Genomic DNA, 15,571 nt, shown 5'->3' with positions numbered 1-15,571 from the left:
ATCGTGGTGATCGCTGCGGTCAGCGTGGTCTTACCATGGTCAACGTGACCAATGGTGCCAACGTTTACGTGCGGTTTCGTCCGCTCGAACTTTTCTTTTGCCATTTTGCAAAAAATCCTTGATTAAAGAACAAATCGTAAAAGGTTGGCCGAAGACGATGCTTCGGCCAACCCCAGCGCATTACTTCTTGGCGCTCATCACAGCGTCAGCCACATGCTTCGGAGCCTCGGAGTAGTGCTTGAACTCCATGGAGTAGGTCGCACGACCTTGGCTCAGCGAACGCAGCGTGGTGGAGTAGCCGAACATCTCGGCCAGCGGCACTTCGGCGCGAATCTTCTTGCCACCCACGCCGTCGTCGTCCATACCCTGAACGATGCCGCGACGGGACGACAGGTCGCCCATCACGTCGCCCATGTACTCTTCCGGAGTTTCCACTTCAACGGCCATCATCGGCTCGAGCAGTACCGGGCTCGCCTTGCGCATGCCCTCCTTGAAGGCCATCGAGGCCGCCAGTTCGAACGCGATCTGCGAGGAGTCGACATCGTGGTACGAACCGAAGGTCAGTCGCACCCTGACGTCCACCACCGGGAAGCCGGCGAGAATACCGTTGTTCAGCGTATTCTGGATACCCTTGTCAACGGACGGAATGAATTCGCGCGGAATTACACCACCCTTGATCTCGTCGACAAACTGGTAGCCGCCACCCTCTTCCAACGGCTCGATGGTGATCACGACGTGACCGTACTGACCCTTACCACCGGACTGCTTGACGTGCTTGGCTTCGGATTCCACGGCCTTGCGGATGGTCTCGCGATAGGCCACTTGCGGGGCCCCCACGTTGGCTTCCACGCCGAATTCACGACGCATGCGGTCGACAATAATCTCGAGGTGCAGTTCGCCCATGCCGGAGATGATGGTCTGGCCGGATTCTTCGTCGGTACGCACACGGAAGGACGGGTCTTCCTTGGCCAGGCGGTTCAGGGCAACGCCCATCTTTTCCTGGTCAGCCTTGGTTTTCGGCTCCACAGCAACGTGAATCACCGGCTCCGGGAATTCCATGCGTTCCAGGACGATCGGAGCGTCCACGTCGCACAGGGTTTCCCCGGTGGTAACATCCTTCAGACCGATGGCGGCGGCGATGTCGCCTGCGCGCACTTCCTCGATTTCCTTACGATCGTTGGCGTGCATTTGCACGATACGACCGATACGTTCCTTCTTGCCCTTGACCGAGTTGAGCACGGTATCACCCGACTTCACCACGCCGGAGTAGACGCGGAAGAAGGTCAGCTGGCCCACGTACGGGTCGTTCATCAGCTTGAAGGCCAGTGCGGAGAACTTGGCATCGTCAGCAGCTTCACGGGTGGCGGCGGTGCCGTCAGCCAGCTCGCCTCCGACCGGCGGGATATCCACAGGCGACGGCAGCAGCTCGACAACGGCGTCCAGCATGCGCTGCACACCCTTGTTCTTGAATGCAGAACCACACAGCATCGGCTGGATTTCGCATTTGATGGTGCGGTCGCGCAGACCCTTGATGATCTCTTCCTCGGAAAGGGTGCCTTCCTCGAGGTACTTGTTCATCATGTCTTCGCTGGCCTCGGCAGCTGCCTCAACCATTTTCTCGCGCCACTCTTCGGCCACCGATACCAGGTCGGCCGGAATTTCGCCGTATTCGAACTTCATGCCCTGAGAAGCTTCATCCCAGATGATGGCCTTCATTTTCAGAAGGTCGACCACACCCTGGAAGTTGTCTTCAGCGCCGATGGGCACAACGACAGGCACCGGGTTGCCACGCAGACGGGTACGCACCTGCTCGACCGCACGGAAGAAGTTGGCACCCTGGCGGTCCATCTTGTTCACGAAGGCGATGCGGGGCACCTTGTACTTGTTGGCCTGACGCCATACGGTCTCCGACTGCGGCTGAACACCGCCCACCGCGCAGTACACCATTACGGCACCGTCCAGAACGCGCATGGAACGCTCCACCTCTACGGTGAAGTCCACGTGCCCCGGGGTGTCGATGATGTTGAAGCGGTGTTCCGGGAACTGCATGCCCATGCCCTTCCAGAACGTGGTGGTCGCAGCGGAAGTGATGGTGATACCACGCTCCTGCTCCTGCTCCATCCAGTCCATGGTGGCTGCGCCGTCATGCACTTCACCAATCTTGTGGTTGACGCCGGTGTAAAACAGAATACGTTCGGTCGTCGTCGTCTTGCCGGCATCGATGTGAGCGGAAATACCGATGTTGCGGTACCGCTCGATAGGGGTTTTCCTAGCCACGGCCAGAACCTTCCTGAATGAGTTGAATTAGAAGCGGAAGTGCGAGAAGGCCTTGTTGGCTTCTGCCATGCGGTGCACTTCTTCACGCTTCTTCATGGCGCCGCCACGGCCTTCGGCTGCATCGAGCAGCTCGCCAGCCAGGCGCAGGTCCATGGATTTTTCACCGCGCTTTCGGGCAGCATCACGCAGCCAACGCATTGCAAGGGCCATACGACGAGCCGGACGTACCTCAACTGGAACCTGGTAGTTCGCACCACCCACACGGCGGCTCTTCACTTCGACCACGGGCTTGGCATTGGCCAGCGCGGTGTTGAAAACTTCGAGCGGGTTCTTGCCGCTCTTCTTTTCGATCTGGGCGAGGGCACCATAGATGATGCGCTCTGCAACCGATTTCTTACCGTCGATCATGACTACGTTCATGAATTTCGACAGGTCTTGGCTACCGAACTTCGGATCCGGCAGAACCTCGCGCTTCGGTACTTCTCTACGTCTTGGCATGTTAATTCCTTTGTCTATTCAGTTGAGCCTGTGCTCATGACCGCCCAGCGGAGCGATCACTTACTCGACGGCTACGCCGCCGTGCCATGCCTTCCCTTACTTGGGACGCTTAGCACCGTACTTGGAGCGAGCTTGCTTACGATCTTTAACGCCAGCGGTATCCAGCGAGCCACGTACGGTGTGATAACGCACACCCGGGAGGTCTTTCACACGACCGCCACGGATCAGTACAACGGAGTGCTCCTGCAGGTTGTGGCCTTCACCCCCGATATACGAAATCACTTCGAAACCGTTGGTCAGACGCACCTTGCACACCTTACGCAGCGCCGAGTTCGGCTTCTTCGGGGTGGTGGTGTAAACACGGGTGCACACACCGCGTTTCTGCGGGCAGGCTTCCAGCGCCGGCACCTTGCTCTTCGCCTTTTCGGCGAGGCGGCCTTTGCGGACGAGTTGGTTGATGGTTGGCATTACGTAGTTCCTAGTTGAGGTCATTTGGCGGCACGACACCGCCAAACCGGCGATTATATTTTGCGCAGATGGCCAGCGTCAATAAAAAGCGCTGCCAAAACAACGAAGTCCGTTGTTCTGGCAGCGCTTGTCCAGGCAGGGGGTTGGCCGAAGCCTTACTCGTCTGCCTCGAAGCTCTCGCTCAGGGTAGGTTCGACCACCAGGCTGTCGCCTGCTGCATCAAGCCCAAGGTTCTGGCGGCGGCGGTTGCGATGGTATGCAAGACCGGTACCGGCCGGGATCAGGCGACCCACAATCACGTTTTCCTTCAGGCCGCGCAGGTCATCCTTTTTGCCCATGATGGCGGCTTCGGTCAGGACACGCGTGGTTTCCTGGAAAGACGCGGCCGAGATGAACGAGTCAGTCGACAGCGATGCCTTGGTGATACCGAGCAGCACGTTCTCGTACTGGGCCGGGATCTTGTCTTCGGCCAACATACGGTCGTTGGTCTCCAGCACTTCCGCACGCTCCACCTGCTCGCCCTGGATGAAGTCGGTGTCGCCCGAATCGGTGATGATCACGCGGCGCAGCATCTGACGGATGATGACCTCGATGTGCTTGTCGTTGATCTTTACACCCTGCAGGCGGTAAACCTCCTGCACTTCCTGAACGATGTAGCGAGCCAGCGCCTCGATGCCCTGCAGGCGCAGGATGTCGTGCGGATCCACCGGACCATCGACGATGAGTTCGCCACGGTTTACCACCTGACCATCGTGAACGAGCACGTGCTTGTCCTTCGGAATCAGGTTCTCGTAACCGTTGCCGTCCATGTCGGTGATGATCAGGCGCTGTTTGCCCTTGGTGTCCTTGCCGAACGAAACGGTACCGGTCACCTCGGCCAGCATGCCGGCATCCTTGGGCGAGCGGGCCTCGAACAGCTCAGCCACACGCGGCAGACCCCCGGTAATGTCGCGGGTCTTGGTGGTTTCCTGCGGGATACGCGCCAGTACCTCGCCTTTGCCCACTTCCTGACCATCCTTGACGGTAATGATGGCGCCAACCTGGAAGGTGATCGACACCGACGCGTCGGAACCGGCCAGCTTCACCTCGTTGCCGCTCTCGTCGATCAGCTTGACGAGCGGCCGCAGCATCTTGCTCTGCGAACCGGCACGACGCTTCGGATCGATGACCACCAGGTTGGACAGACCGGTCACGTCATCGGTCTGCTTCGCGACGGTCACGCCCTCTTCCACGTTCTCGAACTTCACACGGCCCGCATACTCGGTGATGATCGGACGGGTGTGCGGATCCCAGGTGGCCAGTACCGTGCCGGCCTTGATCTGCAGGCCATCGGTGACCAGCAGGGTGGCACCGTACGGTACTTTGTGACGTTCGCGCTCGCGGCCCATGTCGTCGTGAATGACCACTTCGCCAGAGCGGGTGATCACGATCAGCTCGCCCTTGGTATTGGCCACGTAACGCATCTGGCTGGAGAAACGCACCGTACCGTTGGACTTGCCTTCCACTTGGCTGGCGGCGGCATTACGCGATGCGGCACCACCGATGTGGAAGGTACGCATCGTCAGCTGGGTACCCGGTTCACCGATCGACTGTGCAGCGATCACGCCCACGGCCTCACCGGCATTGACCTGCTTGCCACGTGCCAGATCGCGGCCGTAACACTTGGCGCACAGACCGTAGCGGGTATCGCAAGTGATCGCCGTCCGCACCTTGACTTCGTCGATGCCGAGGGTGTCGATGCGATCTACCAGGGCCTCATCCAGCAGAGTTCCGGCTTCGATCACGGTCTCACCGGAGGAGGGATCGACGATATCGGTTGCGGTGACACGCCCCAGGATACGGTCGCGCAGCGCTTCGATCACGTCGCCACCCTGCAGCACGGCCTTCATGGTGAAGCCGTTGGTCGTGCCGCAGTCGTCCTCGATCACCACCAGATCCTGCGTCACGTCCACCAGGCGACGGGTCAGGTAACCGGAGTTAGCGGTCTTGAGAGCCGTATCCGCCAGACCCTTACGGGCACCGTGGGTGGAGATGAAGTACTGCAGTACCGTGAGGCCCTCGCGGAAGTTCGAGGTAATCGGCGTTTCGATGATCGAGCCGTCCGGCTTGGCCATCAGGCCCCGCATGCCAGCCAGCTGCTTGATCTGCGCCACAGAGCCCCGAGCACCGGAGTCGGCCATCATGTAGATGGAGTTGAACGACTCCTGGTCGACTTCCTTGCCCTCGCGGTCGATGACCTTCTGCTTGGACAGCTCGTCCATCATCGCCTTGGCGACCTTGTCACCGGTGCGGCCCCAGATGTCCACGACCTTGTTGTAGCGCTCACCCTGGGTGACCAGACCCTGGCGGTACTGTTCCTCGATCTCCTTGACTTCCTTCTGTGCCTCGGCCAGCAGGTCGGCTTTCTTGGTGGGCACGAGCATGTCGTCCACGCAGATGGAGATGCCGCCACGGGTGGAGTAAGCAAAGCCGGTGTACATCAGCTGGTCGGCAAAGATGACAGTGTCGCGGATGCCGCAGCGACGGAACGAAGCATTGATCAGCTTCGAAATTTCCTTCTTCTTCAGTGCCTTGTTGATGTACTCGAACGGCAGGCCCTTGGGCAGGATGTCCGACAGGATGGCGCGGCCCACGGTGGTCTCGTGGCGCTTCATTACCGGCTGGAACTCGCCCTGCTCGTCCTTTTCCCACTCCTTCAGGCGCACGGTGATGCGTGTGGCCAGCTCGACCTGACGGGTCTCGTAGGCACGGTGGACTTCCTTGGTGTCCGCGAAGACCATGCCCTCGCCCTTGCCGTTCACCTTGTCGCGGGTCATGTAGTAAAGACCCAGCACGATATCCTGCGACGGAACGATGATCGGCTCACCGTTGGCGGGCGACAGTACGTTGTTGGTGGCCAGCATCAGGGTGCGGGCTTCCATCTGCGCCTCGAGCGACAGCGGCACGTGCACGGCCATCTGGTCACCGTCGAAGTCGGCGTTGAACGCCGCGCAGACCAGCGGGTGCAGCTGGATGGCCTTGCCTTCGATCAGCACGGGTTCGAAGGCCTGAATGCCCAGGCGGTGCAGGGTCGGCGCACGGTTCAGAAGCACCGGGTGCTCGCGAATCACGTCCTCCAGGATGTCCCATACTTCGGGGACTTCCTGCTCGACCAGCTTCTTGGCCGCCTTGATGGTGGAGGCCAGACCCATCACTTCCAGCTTGTGGAAGATGAAAGGCTTAAAGAGTTCCAGTGCCATCTTCTTCGGCAGGCCGCACTGGTGCAGACGCAGGGTCGGGCCTACGGTAATCACGGAACGACCGGAGTAGTCCACGCGCTTGCCGAGCAGGTTCTGACGGAAGCGACCGCCCTTACCCTTGATCATGTCAGCCAGCGACTTGAGCGGGCGCTTGTTGGCGCCGGTCATGGCCTTGCCGCGGCGACCGTTGTCCAGCAGCGAATCCACGGCTTCCTGCAGCATGCGCTTCTCGTTGCGCACGATGATGTCCGGTGCACGCAGTTCGAGCAGACGCTTCAGACGGTTGTTACGGTTGATGACGCGGCGGTACAGGTCGTTCAGGTCGGAGGTGGCAAAGCGGCCGCCATCCAGCGGAACCAGCGGACGCAGCTCCGGCGGCAGGACCGGCAGCACCTCCAGAATCATCCACTCGGGCTTGATGCCGGAGCGTTCGAAGGCCTCAAGCACCTTCAGGCGCTTGGCGATTTTCTTGATCTTGGTGTCGGAACCGGTGCTTTCCAGATCGCGGCGCAGGGTCTCGATCTCGCGGGACAGGTCCAGACCGCGCAGCAGTTCGCGGATGGCTTCGGCACCCATGACGGCCTTGAAGTCGTCACCGTACTGGTCTTCCTTATCCAGGAAGTCCTCTTCGGTCAGCAGCTGGCCCTTCTGCAGCGGGGTCATGCCCGGGTCGGTCACGACGAAGGCTTCGAAGTACAGTACGCGCTCGATGTCGCGCAGCGTCATGTCGAGCACCATGCCCAGACGCGACGGCAGCGACTTCAGGAACCAGATGTGTGCCACTGGGCTGGCCAGCTCGATATGCCCCATGCGCTCGCGGCGCACCTTGGACAGCGTCACTTCTACACCGCACTTCTCGCAGATCACGCCGCGGTGCTTGAGACGCTTGTACTTGCCGCACAGGCATTCGTAATCCTTCACCGGCCCGAAGATGCGGGCGCAGAACAGGCCATCGCGTTCAGGCTTGAAGGTACGGTAGTTGATGGTTTCGGGTTTCTTGACTTCGCCGAACGACCAGGAACGGATCTTGTCGGGCGAGGCGATGCCGATCTTAATCGCATCAAACTCTTCTTCTTGCGTTACTTGCTTAAAGAGGTCGAGCAGAGCTTTCATTGCGTCTCCAGTCAGGAGACCGTGCTTCGGCCAACGTTGGCCGAAGCACGGCAGTCCTAATTAATAGCGTTCCAGGTCGATGTCGAGGCCGAGCGAGCGGATTTCCTTGACGAGTACGTTGAACGATTCCGGCATGCCGGCATCGATCTTGTGCTCGCCCTTGACGATGTTCTCGTACACCTTGGTACGGCCCGTCACGTCGTCCGACTTCACGGTCAGCATTTCCTGCAGCGTATATGCAGCGCCGTAGGCTTCCAGCGCCCAGACTTCCATCTCACCGAAGCGCTGGCCACCGAACTGTGCCTTGCCGCCCAGCGGCTGCTGGGTCACCAGCGAGTACGGACCGGTCGAACGGGCGTGCATCTTGTCGTCGACGAGGTGATGCAGCTTCAGGTAGTGCATCACGCCCACGGTCACCTTGCGGTCGAAGGCTTCACCGGAGCGGCCATCGTACAGCGTCATCTGGGTCTTGGATTCGTTGAACCCAAGCTGCTCGGTGTGCGGGTCCTCATCCGGATAGGCCAGATTCAGCATGTGCCGGATCTCCTCTTCCTTGGCACCGTCGAACACCGGGGTCGCAAACGGCATGCCCTTGCTGAGGTTTTCGGCCAACGTGCGGATCTCCACATCGGTCATCCCGGCAATTTCTTCCGGTTTGCCCACTTCGTTGTAGATGCGCTCGATATAGCTGCGCAGCTCGCCCACCGCCTTCTGCTCGCGCATCATGCGGTTGATCCGCTCGCCGATGCCCTTGGCGGCCCAGCCCAAGTGCACTTCCAGGATCTGGCCGATGTTCATCCGCGATGGTACGCCCAGCGGGTTGAGCACGATGTCTACCGGACGGCCATCGCCCATGAACGGCATGTCTTCCACCGGCAGGATGCGCGACACCACACCCTTGTTACCGTGTCGGCCGGCCATCTTGTCACCAGCCTGCAGGCGGCGCTTCACGGCGAGGTATACCTTCACCATCTTCTGCACGCCCGGGGGCAGTTCGTCACCCTGGGTCAGCTTGCGCTTCTTGTCATCGAACTTGAGGTCGAATTCCTCACGCTTCTGCGACAGGCTTTCCTTGATCAGTTCGAGTTGCTTGGCGATGTCTTCATCGGCCATGCGGATATCGAACCAGTCGTGCTTGGTCGGCAGCTCCGCCAGGTATTCGTGGCTGATCACGGTGCCCTTGGCCAGACGCTTCGGACCGCCATTGGCTGCCTTGCCCACGATCAGGCGCTCAATACGGCTGAACGCGTCGTGCTCGAAAATGCGCAGCTGGTCGTTCAGGTCCAGCCGGTAACGCTTCAGTTCCGCATCGATGATCGACTGGGCGCGCTTGTCGCGCTCGATACCTTCGCGTGTGAAGACCTGAACGTCGATCACGGTGCCGGTCATGCCGGTGGGCACGCGCAGACTGGTGTCCTTCACGTCGGACGCCTTCTCGCCGAAGATCGCACGCAGCAGTTTCTCTTCCGGCGTGAGCTGCGTCTCGCCCTTGGGGGTTACCTTGCCGACCAGCACGTCGCCCGCTTCAACCTCTGCACCGATGTACACGATGCCCGACTCGTCCAGCCGGCCTGCCATGCGCTCAGACAGGTTTGGAATGTCGCGAGTGATCTCTTCCGGTCCCAGCTTGGTGTCGCGGGCCACCACCGAGAGTTCCTCGATGTGGATCGAAGTGTAGCGGTCGTCGGCCACCACCTTCTCAGAAATGAGGATCGAGTCCTCGAAGTTGTAGCCGTTCCACGGCATGAACGCGATGGTCATGTTCTGACCGAGCGCGAGCTCACCCAGGTCGGTGGAGGCCCCATCGGCCACCACGTCGCCGCGGGCAATGATCTCGCCCACCTTCACCACCGGACGCTGGTTGATGTTGGTGTTCTGGTTGGAACGGGTGAACTTGGTGAGGTTGTAGATATCCACGCCCACTTCACCGGCCGTGGCTTCCTCGTCATTCACACGCACCACGACGCGGTTGGCGTCCACATAGTCCACCACGCCGCCACGACGGGCCACGACGGTGGTGCCGGAGTCAACGGCCACCGAACGCTCGATGCCGGTGCCGACCAGCGGTTTCTCCGGGCGCAGGCACGGTACGGCCTGACGCTGCATGTTGGCGCCCATCAGGGCACGGTTGGCGTCATCGTGCTCCAGGAACGGAATCAGCGAAGCAGCGACCGATACCACCTGACCGGTAGCCACGTCCATGTACTGAACGCGGTCCGGCGTGGACAGGATGGTCTCGCCTTTCTCACGGCAGGTCACCAGTTCGTCGATCAGGGTGCCGTCTTCGGCCAACTCGGCGTTGGCCTGCGCGATCACGTAGCGGCCTTCTTCGATGGCCGACAGGTAATCGATTTCGTTGGTCACCTTGCCGTCCACCACCTTGCGGTACGGCGTTTCCAGGAAGCCAAACTCGTTGGTGCGCGCATAGACGGACAGCGAGTTGATCAGACCGATGTTCGGGCCTTCCGGCGTTTCAATCGGGCACACGCGACCGTAGTGGGTCGGATGCACGTCACGCACTTCGAAGCCGGCACGTTCGCGGGTCAGACCGCCAGGCCCCAGAGCCGATACACGGCGTTTGTGGGTCACCTCGGACAGCGGGTTGGTTTGGTCCATGAACTGCGACAGCTGGCTAGAACCGAAGAATTCCTTGATGGCGGCGCTGACCGGCTTGGCATTGATCAGGTCATGCGGCATCAGGTTGTCGGATTCGGCCTGGTTCAAACGCTCCTTCACGGCGCGCTCGACACGCACGAGGCCGGCACGGAACTGGTTCTCGGCCAGTTCGCCCACCGAACGCACTCGACGGTTGCCCAGGTGATCGATGTCGTCTACTTCGCCACGCCCGTTACGCAGCTCGGTCAGGATGGCGATGACCGACACGATGTCTTCGGTGGTCAGCGTCCCGTCCATGTTGCCGGCACGTTCGGCAAACTTTTCGCCGATCAGGTGGCGGAACCACTCCGGCGACTTCTCATCGAACTTGTAGTCGTAGGTGCGGGTGTTGAACTTCATCCGACCCACACGCGACAGGTCGTAGGTTTCCTCGCTGAAGAACAGGCGCTGGAACAGCTGTTCCACGGCCTCTTCGGTCGGCGGTTCCCCCGGACGCATCATGCGGTAGATGGCCACACGCGCCTGGGTCTGGTCCTGAATGTCGTCGACACGCAGCGTCTGCGCGATGTAGGCGCCATGGTCGAGGTCGTTGGTGAACAGCACCTCGACTTCACCGATATCGGCCAGCGCAAGCTTGGCCAGCGTTTCTTCGGTGATCTCCTCGTTGGCAGGAGCGATCACTTCGCCCGTTTCGGTGTTGACCACGGCACGCCCCAGCACCTTGCCCAGCAGCGCGTCGGCCGGCACCTCGATGCGATCAATGCTGGCGGCCTGAATGTCGCGAATATGCTTAGCCGTGATGCGCTTGTCGCGCTGCACGATCAGCTTGCCGTCCGGTGCCACGATGTCGAACTTGGCCTGCTCGCCCTTCAAGCGATCGGCCACCACCTTCATGAACACGCCGTTCTGCGTCAGGTAGAAGGTATCGAAGCTGTAGAACTCGGACAGAATGCGTTCTTCGCTATAGCCCAGTGCCTTCAACAGGATCGTCACCGGCATCTTGCGGCGGCGGTCGATTCGGAAGTACAGCAGGTCCTTGGGGTCGAACTCAAAGTCGAGCCAGGAACCACGGTAGGGGATGATACGCGCCGAGAACAGCAGTTTGCCCGACGAGTGGGTCTTGCCGCGATCATGTTCGAAGAATACGCCGGGGCTGCGATGCAGCTGGCTGACGATGACGCGCTCGGTCCCGTTGATGATGAACGAACCGTTGGTCGTCATCAGCGGGATTTCACCCATGTAGACTTCGTTCTCGCGCACTTCCTTGACCACCGGCTTGGACGACTCGCGATCCAGGATGGTCAGGCGGATTCGCGCACGCAGGGGCGACGCGAAGGTGATGCCGCGCAGTTGGCACTCCTGCACGTCGAAAGGCGGCTCGCCCAAAATGTAGTGCACGAAGTCCAGGCGTGCATAGCCGTTGTGGCTCACGATCGGGAAAATCGACTTGAATGCTGCCTGCAGGCCAGCATCCTTGCGCTGATCTACCGGAACACCCAGCTGGAGAAATTCGGTGTACGAATCAATCTGGGTCGCCAACAGGAATGGGACGTCGAGAACGCTATCACGTTTGGCAAAGCTCTTACGGATACGCTTCTTCTCAGTAAACGAATAACTCATAGAGTCTCCATCGAGGTGGGGTGGCGCAAGAAAACAAAAGGCAGCGGCCACGCGGTTGCGTCGTGCTGGCTTTTGGTGTCTCTTCGGCCAACCATAAGCGCAATAAGGCTGGCGGATTTCTCCGCCAGCCTCACCATCTTCCTGTCAGGGAAGATTATTTGATTTCAGCCTTGGCACCGGCTTCGGTCAGCTGCTTCAGGATGTCCTCAGCTTCAGCCTTGGCGATGGCTTCCTTGACGGTCTTCGGAGCGCCGTCAACCAGGTCCTTGGCTTCTTTCAGGCCCAGACCGGTGATTGCACGGACAACCTTGATCACGTTCACCTTGTTCTCGCCAGCGGCGTTCAGGATCACGTCGAACTCGGTCTTCTCTTCAGCAGCAGCGGCGCCACCAGCAGCCGGGCCGGCAACGGCAACGGCAGCAGCGGAAACGCCGAACTTCTCTTCGAACGCCTTAACCAGGTCGTTCAATTCCATAACGGTCAGACCAGCAACGGCCTCGAGGATGTCTTCTTTGGTGATTGCCATGTGAAAATCTCCGGAAATCTGTATGAATCAAAAAAATTAAGCGGCTTCGGCCTGCTTCTCTGCCAGCGCGGCCAGGGCACGGGCAAAGCCGGACACCGGAGCTTGCATAACGTAGAGAAGCTTGGACAGCAGTTCTTCGCGGCTGGGGATGGATGCCAGCTCAGCAACCTGAGCAGCATTCAGCACTTTGCCTTCGTAGGAACCAGCCTTCACGACGATCTTGTCGTCGGCCTTGGCGAACTGGTGCAGCACCTTGGCAGCAGCAACCGGATCGGTAGAAATACCGTATACCAGCGGACCAACCATTTGCTCGGCCAGGGCCTCGAACGGCGTGCCGGCTACGGCACGACGCACCAGCGTGTTCTTCAGAACGCGCAGGTACACACCGTTCTCACGTGCCTGGGCACGGAGCTTGGTCATGCTGCTAACCTCGATGCCCCGATATTCGGCGATCACGAGCGTCTGGGCACCGACCAACTGGGCCGATACTTCAGCGACGACCGCCTTTTTATCTTCAATATTGAGACTCAAGGTCTACCTCCTAGACTGAAATGAAACAGGCAAGACTGCCTGCTTCGCTTTGCAGCGGCGACCTCATACAGGAGACATCACGGAGACATTCGGTGGTGCCCATGGGCAGAATTGAACTGCCGACCTCTCCCTTACCAAGGGAGTGCTCTACCCCTGAGCTACATGGGCCTGAATGAACGAGAGCCTTCTTTAGGGTTCACCATCTGCGTAGGACGCCGCAAGCGGCAATTAAGCAAACGCTCCTACGGTCTTTGACAATCTGGCAGCCAGAGGCTGCCAGCCCAAAGCCTTTGGCGGACGATGCCGCCTCACCATCCTTTAAGCGGTGGTGGCGTTAGGATCGATGCGGACACCGATACCCATCGTGCTCGATACAGCGATCTTCTTCAGGTACTGACCCTTGGCGGCAGCCGGTTTAGCCTTCACCAGTGCATCAACCAGCGCGGAGAAGTTCTCACGCAGGGCCTCCGGCTCGAAGGAAGCGCGACCGATGGTGGCGTGCACGATACCGGCTTTATCGGTACGGTACTGCACCTGACCGGCCTTGGCGTTTTTCACGGCTTCGGCGACGTTGGGGGTTACGGTACCCACCTTCGGGTTCGGCATCAGGCCGCGCGGGCCCAGGATCTGGCCCAGCTGACCCACAACGCGCATTGCATCCGGAGAAGCAATCACGATGTCGAAGTTGAGGTTGCCAGCCTTCACCTGCTCGGCGAGGTCGTCGAAACCCACAACATCGGCGCCGGCGGCCTTGGCAGCCTCTGCATTGGCACCTTGGGCGAACACGGCCACGCGTACCGACTTGCCGGTACCACGGGGCAGCACAACCGAGCCACGGACAACCTGGTCGGATTTACGCGGATCCACGCCCAGATTCACGGCAATGTCGATCGACTCGTCGAACTTAGCGGTGGCAGCCTGCTTAACCATCGAGATGGCTTCTTCGACGGTGTAGAGCTTGTTGCGGTCCACGGTAGAACGCAGGGATTGCATGCGCTTGGAAAGCTTGGCCATGTTACACGCCCTCCACTTCAAGACCCATCGAACGCGCGGAGCCGGCGATGGTGCGTACGGCCGCATCCATGTCGGCAGCGGTCAGGTCCGGCTGCTTGGTCTTGGCAATCTCTTCCAGCTGGGCGCGGGTCACCTTGCCAACCTTGTCGGTATGCGGCTTGGAGGAACCCTTCTGCAGACCGGCGGCCTTCTTCAGCAGAATGGTGGCCGGCGGAGTCTTCATGATGAAGGTGAAGGACTTGTCCGCGTAGGCGGTGATCACCACCGGAATCGGCAGACCCGGCTCAATGCCTTGGGTCTGGGCGTTGAACGCCTTGCAGAATTCCATGATGTTCAGACCACGCTGACCCAGCGCCGGGCCGATCGGCGGCGACGGATTGGCCTTGCCAGCGGGCACTTGCAGCTTTACATAGCCGACAATTTTCTTTGCCACAGTAGACTCCTAAAAACGGGTATAACGCGAAAATTTTCGCTTCCCAGAACAAAGCGCAAGATTATAACCCGGCGCCTCAGAAAAACCAACTCAAATCAAAGCTTTTCGACTTGATTGAAATCCAGCTCGACCGGTGTGTCGCGCCCGAAGATCTGCACCGAAACACGCAGCTTATTGCGCTCGTAATTGACTTCGTCCACCGAGCCGTTGAAATCATTGAAGGGCCCATCGATCACGCGCACTTTCTCACCCACCTCGAACAGCACCTTGGGCTTCGGCTTCTCAACCCCCTCCTGCATCTGCTGCATGATGGCGTCGACTTCCTTCTTGGAAATCGGGGCAGGACGATTGGCCGTACCACCGACGAAACCGGTCACTTTGGGCGTGCTCTTGACCAGGTGCCAAGTGTCATCGGTCATTTCCATTTCTACCAGCACATAACCCGGGAAGAACTTGCGCTCGGTGATCGAACGACGCCCGTTCTTGATGTCCACCACTTCCTCGACCGGGACCAAAACCTGACCGAACAGATCGGCCACGTCCGAGCGGTCGATACGCTCACGCAGCGCCTTCTGCACGCTCTTCTCGAAACCCGAATAGGCATGCACCACATACCAGCGTTTAGCCATTTATCACCCCCGACCCAAAAGGATGTCGTAGAACAGCCACGAGAGCCCGGAATCGACAATCCACATGAACAACGCCAGCACCAGCACGAACAGAAATACCAGACCCGTCATCTGCGTGGCTTCCTTACGTGTAGGCCACACGACCTTTTTTGCCTCTACCACGGACTCTTGGGCATACCCTACGAAGGCACGCCCGGGCGTGGACAGCCACATCACCACACCGGCAGCTAGCAACCCAGCAACGAAGGCAATAGCCCGGAGGAAGCCCTGCCCTTCAGGCACGAGGTAAAAGCCCGCGATCCCGGCCACGACCAGCAGGGCAGCCAACAGCAGTTTCAGTTTGTCTTGCATTTCCATGGGAAATATCTCGAGTGCGTATGCGGCAAAAAGACCAACCGGCGCTTGCGCGCCGGTTAGTCTTAATTGGCAGGCCAGGAGGGTCTCGAACCCCCAACCCTCGGTTTTGGAGACCGATACTCTACCAATTGAGCTACTGGCCTAAAACCGATTACTTAAGCGATGATTTTGGCGACGACGCCGGCGCCGACGGTACGGCCACCTTCGCGGATAGCGAAGCGCAGACCTTCTTCCATGGCGATCGGAGCGA

General features: G+C 59.8%; 13 protein-coding genes and 2 tRNA genes. All 15 read right to left on the bottom strand.

Translation table 11 applies throughout. From position 1 onward, the window contains the following. A partial coding sequence (locus tag EV669_RS13835; RefSeq protein ID WP_031274870.1) for a GTP-binding protein occupies positions 1-104 on the bottom strand: 104 nt, incomplete at its 3' end. A gap of 76 nt (positions 105-180) precedes the next feature. Continuing rightward, a complete protein-coding gene (gene fusA, locus EV669_RS13830) occupies positions 181-2,277 on the bottom strand; it encodes an elongation factor G (protein WP_132098996.1) in 2,097 nt (698 codons plus the stop codon). 27 nt (positions 2,278-2,304) lie between these two features. Continuing rightward, positions 2,305-2,775 (bottom strand): 30S ribosomal protein S7, encoded by a 471-nt coding sequence (gene rpsG, locus EV669_RS13825; protein WP_054286217.1) that lies wholly within the window; start codon positions 2,773-2,775, stop codon positions 2,305-2,307. Positions 2,776-2,871: 96 nt separating this feature from the next. After that, positions 2,872-3,243, bottom strand: coding sequence for a 30S ribosomal protein S12 (rpsL, locus tag EV669_RS13820; RefSeq protein WP_054286218.1), 372 nt, complete (start codon positions 3,241-3,243; stop codon positions 2,872-2,874). A gap of 155 nt (positions 3,244-3,398) precedes the next feature. Then, positions 3,399-7,595: a DNA-directed RNA polymerase subunit beta' gene (rpoC, locus tag EV669_RS13815; protein WP_132098995.1), complete on the bottom strand. Its 4,197-nt coding sequence runs from the start codon at positions 7,593-7,595 to the stop codon at positions 3,399-3,401. Positions 7,596-7,655: 60 nt separating this feature from the next. Further along, positions 7,656-11,831: a DNA-directed RNA polymerase subunit beta gene (rpoB, locus tag EV669_RS13810; protein WP_132098994.1), complete on the bottom strand. Its 4,176-nt coding sequence runs from the start codon at positions 11,829-11,831 to the stop codon at positions 7,656-7,658. Between the two features lie 154 nt (positions 11,832-11,985). Continuing rightward, positions 11,986-12,357, bottom strand: a complete 372-nt coding sequence (gene rplL, locus EV669_RS13805; RefSeq protein ID WP_054286221.1) for a 50S ribosomal protein L7/L12 — start codon at positions 12,355-12,357, stop codon at positions 11,986-11,988. A gap of 36 nt (positions 12,358-12,393) precedes the next feature. After that, positions 12,394-12,888 (bottom strand): 50S ribosomal protein L10, encoded by a 495-nt coding sequence (rplJ, locus tag EV669_RS13800; protein ID WP_054286222.1) that lies wholly within the window; start codon positions 12,886-12,888, stop codon positions 12,394-12,396. A gap of 93 nt (positions 12,889-12,981) precedes the next feature. Further along, positions 12,982-13,056 (bottom strand) — tRNA-Thr (locus EV669_RS13795). A 150-nt stretch (positions 13,057-13,206) separates the two neighbouring features. Then, positions 13,207-13,902 (bottom strand): 50S ribosomal protein L1, encoded by a 696-nt coding sequence (rplA, locus tag EV669_RS13790; protein WP_132098993.1) that lies wholly within the window; start codon positions 13,900-13,902, stop codon positions 13,207-13,209. Between the two features lies 1 nt (position 13,903). Next, positions 13,904-14,335, bottom strand: a complete 432-nt coding sequence (gene rplK, locus EV669_RS13785; protein ID WP_054286224.1) for a 50S ribosomal protein L11 — start codon at positions 14,333-14,335, stop codon at positions 13,904-13,906. Between the two features lie 95 nt (positions 14,336-14,430). Continuing rightward, positions 14,431-14,964 carry a transcription termination/antitermination protein NusG gene (nusG, locus tag EV669_RS13780; protein ID WP_054286225.1) on the bottom strand — a complete coding sequence of 178 codons (534 nt, stop codon included), beginning with the start codon at positions 14,962-14,964 and terminating at the stop codon, positions 14,431-14,433. Positions 14,965-14,967: 3 nt separating this feature from the next. After that, positions 14,968-15,315 carry a preprotein translocase subunit SecE gene (gene secE, locus EV669_RS13775; protein ID WP_054286234.1) on the bottom strand — a complete coding sequence of 116 codons (348 nt, stop codon included), beginning with the start codon at positions 15,313-15,315 and terminating at the stop codon, positions 14,968-14,970. A gap of 73 nt (positions 15,316-15,388) precedes the next feature. Then, a tRNA-Trp gene (locus EV669_RS13770) sits at positions 15,389-15,464 on the bottom strand. A 12-nt stretch (positions 15,465-15,476) separates the two neighbouring features. Beyond that, positions 15,477-15,571 (bottom strand): EF-Tu C-terminal domain-related protein (locus EV669_RS13765; RefSeq protein WP_081816287.1); only part of this gene is annotated, 95 nt, incomplete at its 5' end.

It is taken from the genome of Gulbenkiania mobilis, from assembly GCA_004346645.1.
GTDB classification, from domain to species: domain Bacteria; phylum Pseudomonadota; class Gammaproteobacteria; order Burkholderiales; family Chromobacteriaceae; genus Gulbenkiania; species Gulbenkiania mobilis.
The sequence above is the reverse complement of the archived record's forward strand: the minus strand, read 5'-3'. Positions and strand labels throughout refer to the sequence as shown.

Coding starts and splice junctions, on each gene's coding strand:
- rpsG (WP_054286217.1), bottom strand. CDS start 2,775: ATGCCAAGACGTAGAGAAGTACCGAAGCGCGAGGTTCTGCCGGATCCG.
- rpsL (WP_054286218.1), bottom strand. CDS start 3,243: ATGCCAACCATCAACCAACTCGTCCGCAAAGGCCGCCTCGCCGAAAAG.
- rpoB (WP_132098994.1), bottom strand. CDS start 11,831: ATGAGTTATTCGTTTACTGAGAAGAAGCGTATCCGTAAGAGCTTTGCC.
- rpoC (WP_132098995.1), bottom strand. CDS start 7,595: ATGAAAGCTCTGCTCGACCTCTTTAAGCAAGTAACGCAAGAAGAAGAG.
- rplL (WP_054286221.1), bottom strand. CDS start 12,357: ATGGCAATCACCAAAGAAGACATCCTCGAGGCCGTTGCTGGTCTGACC.
- nusG (WP_054286225.1), bottom strand. CDS start 14,964: ATGGCTAAACGCTGGTATGTGGTGCATGCCTATTCGGGTTTCGAGAAG.
- secE (WP_054286234.1), bottom strand. CDS start 15,315: ATGCAAGACAAACTGAAACTGCTGTTGGCTGCCCTGCTGGTCGTGGCC.
- rplA (WP_132098993.1), bottom strand. CDS start 13,902: ATGGCCAAGCTTTCCAAGCGCATGCAATCCCTGCGTTCTACCGTGGAC.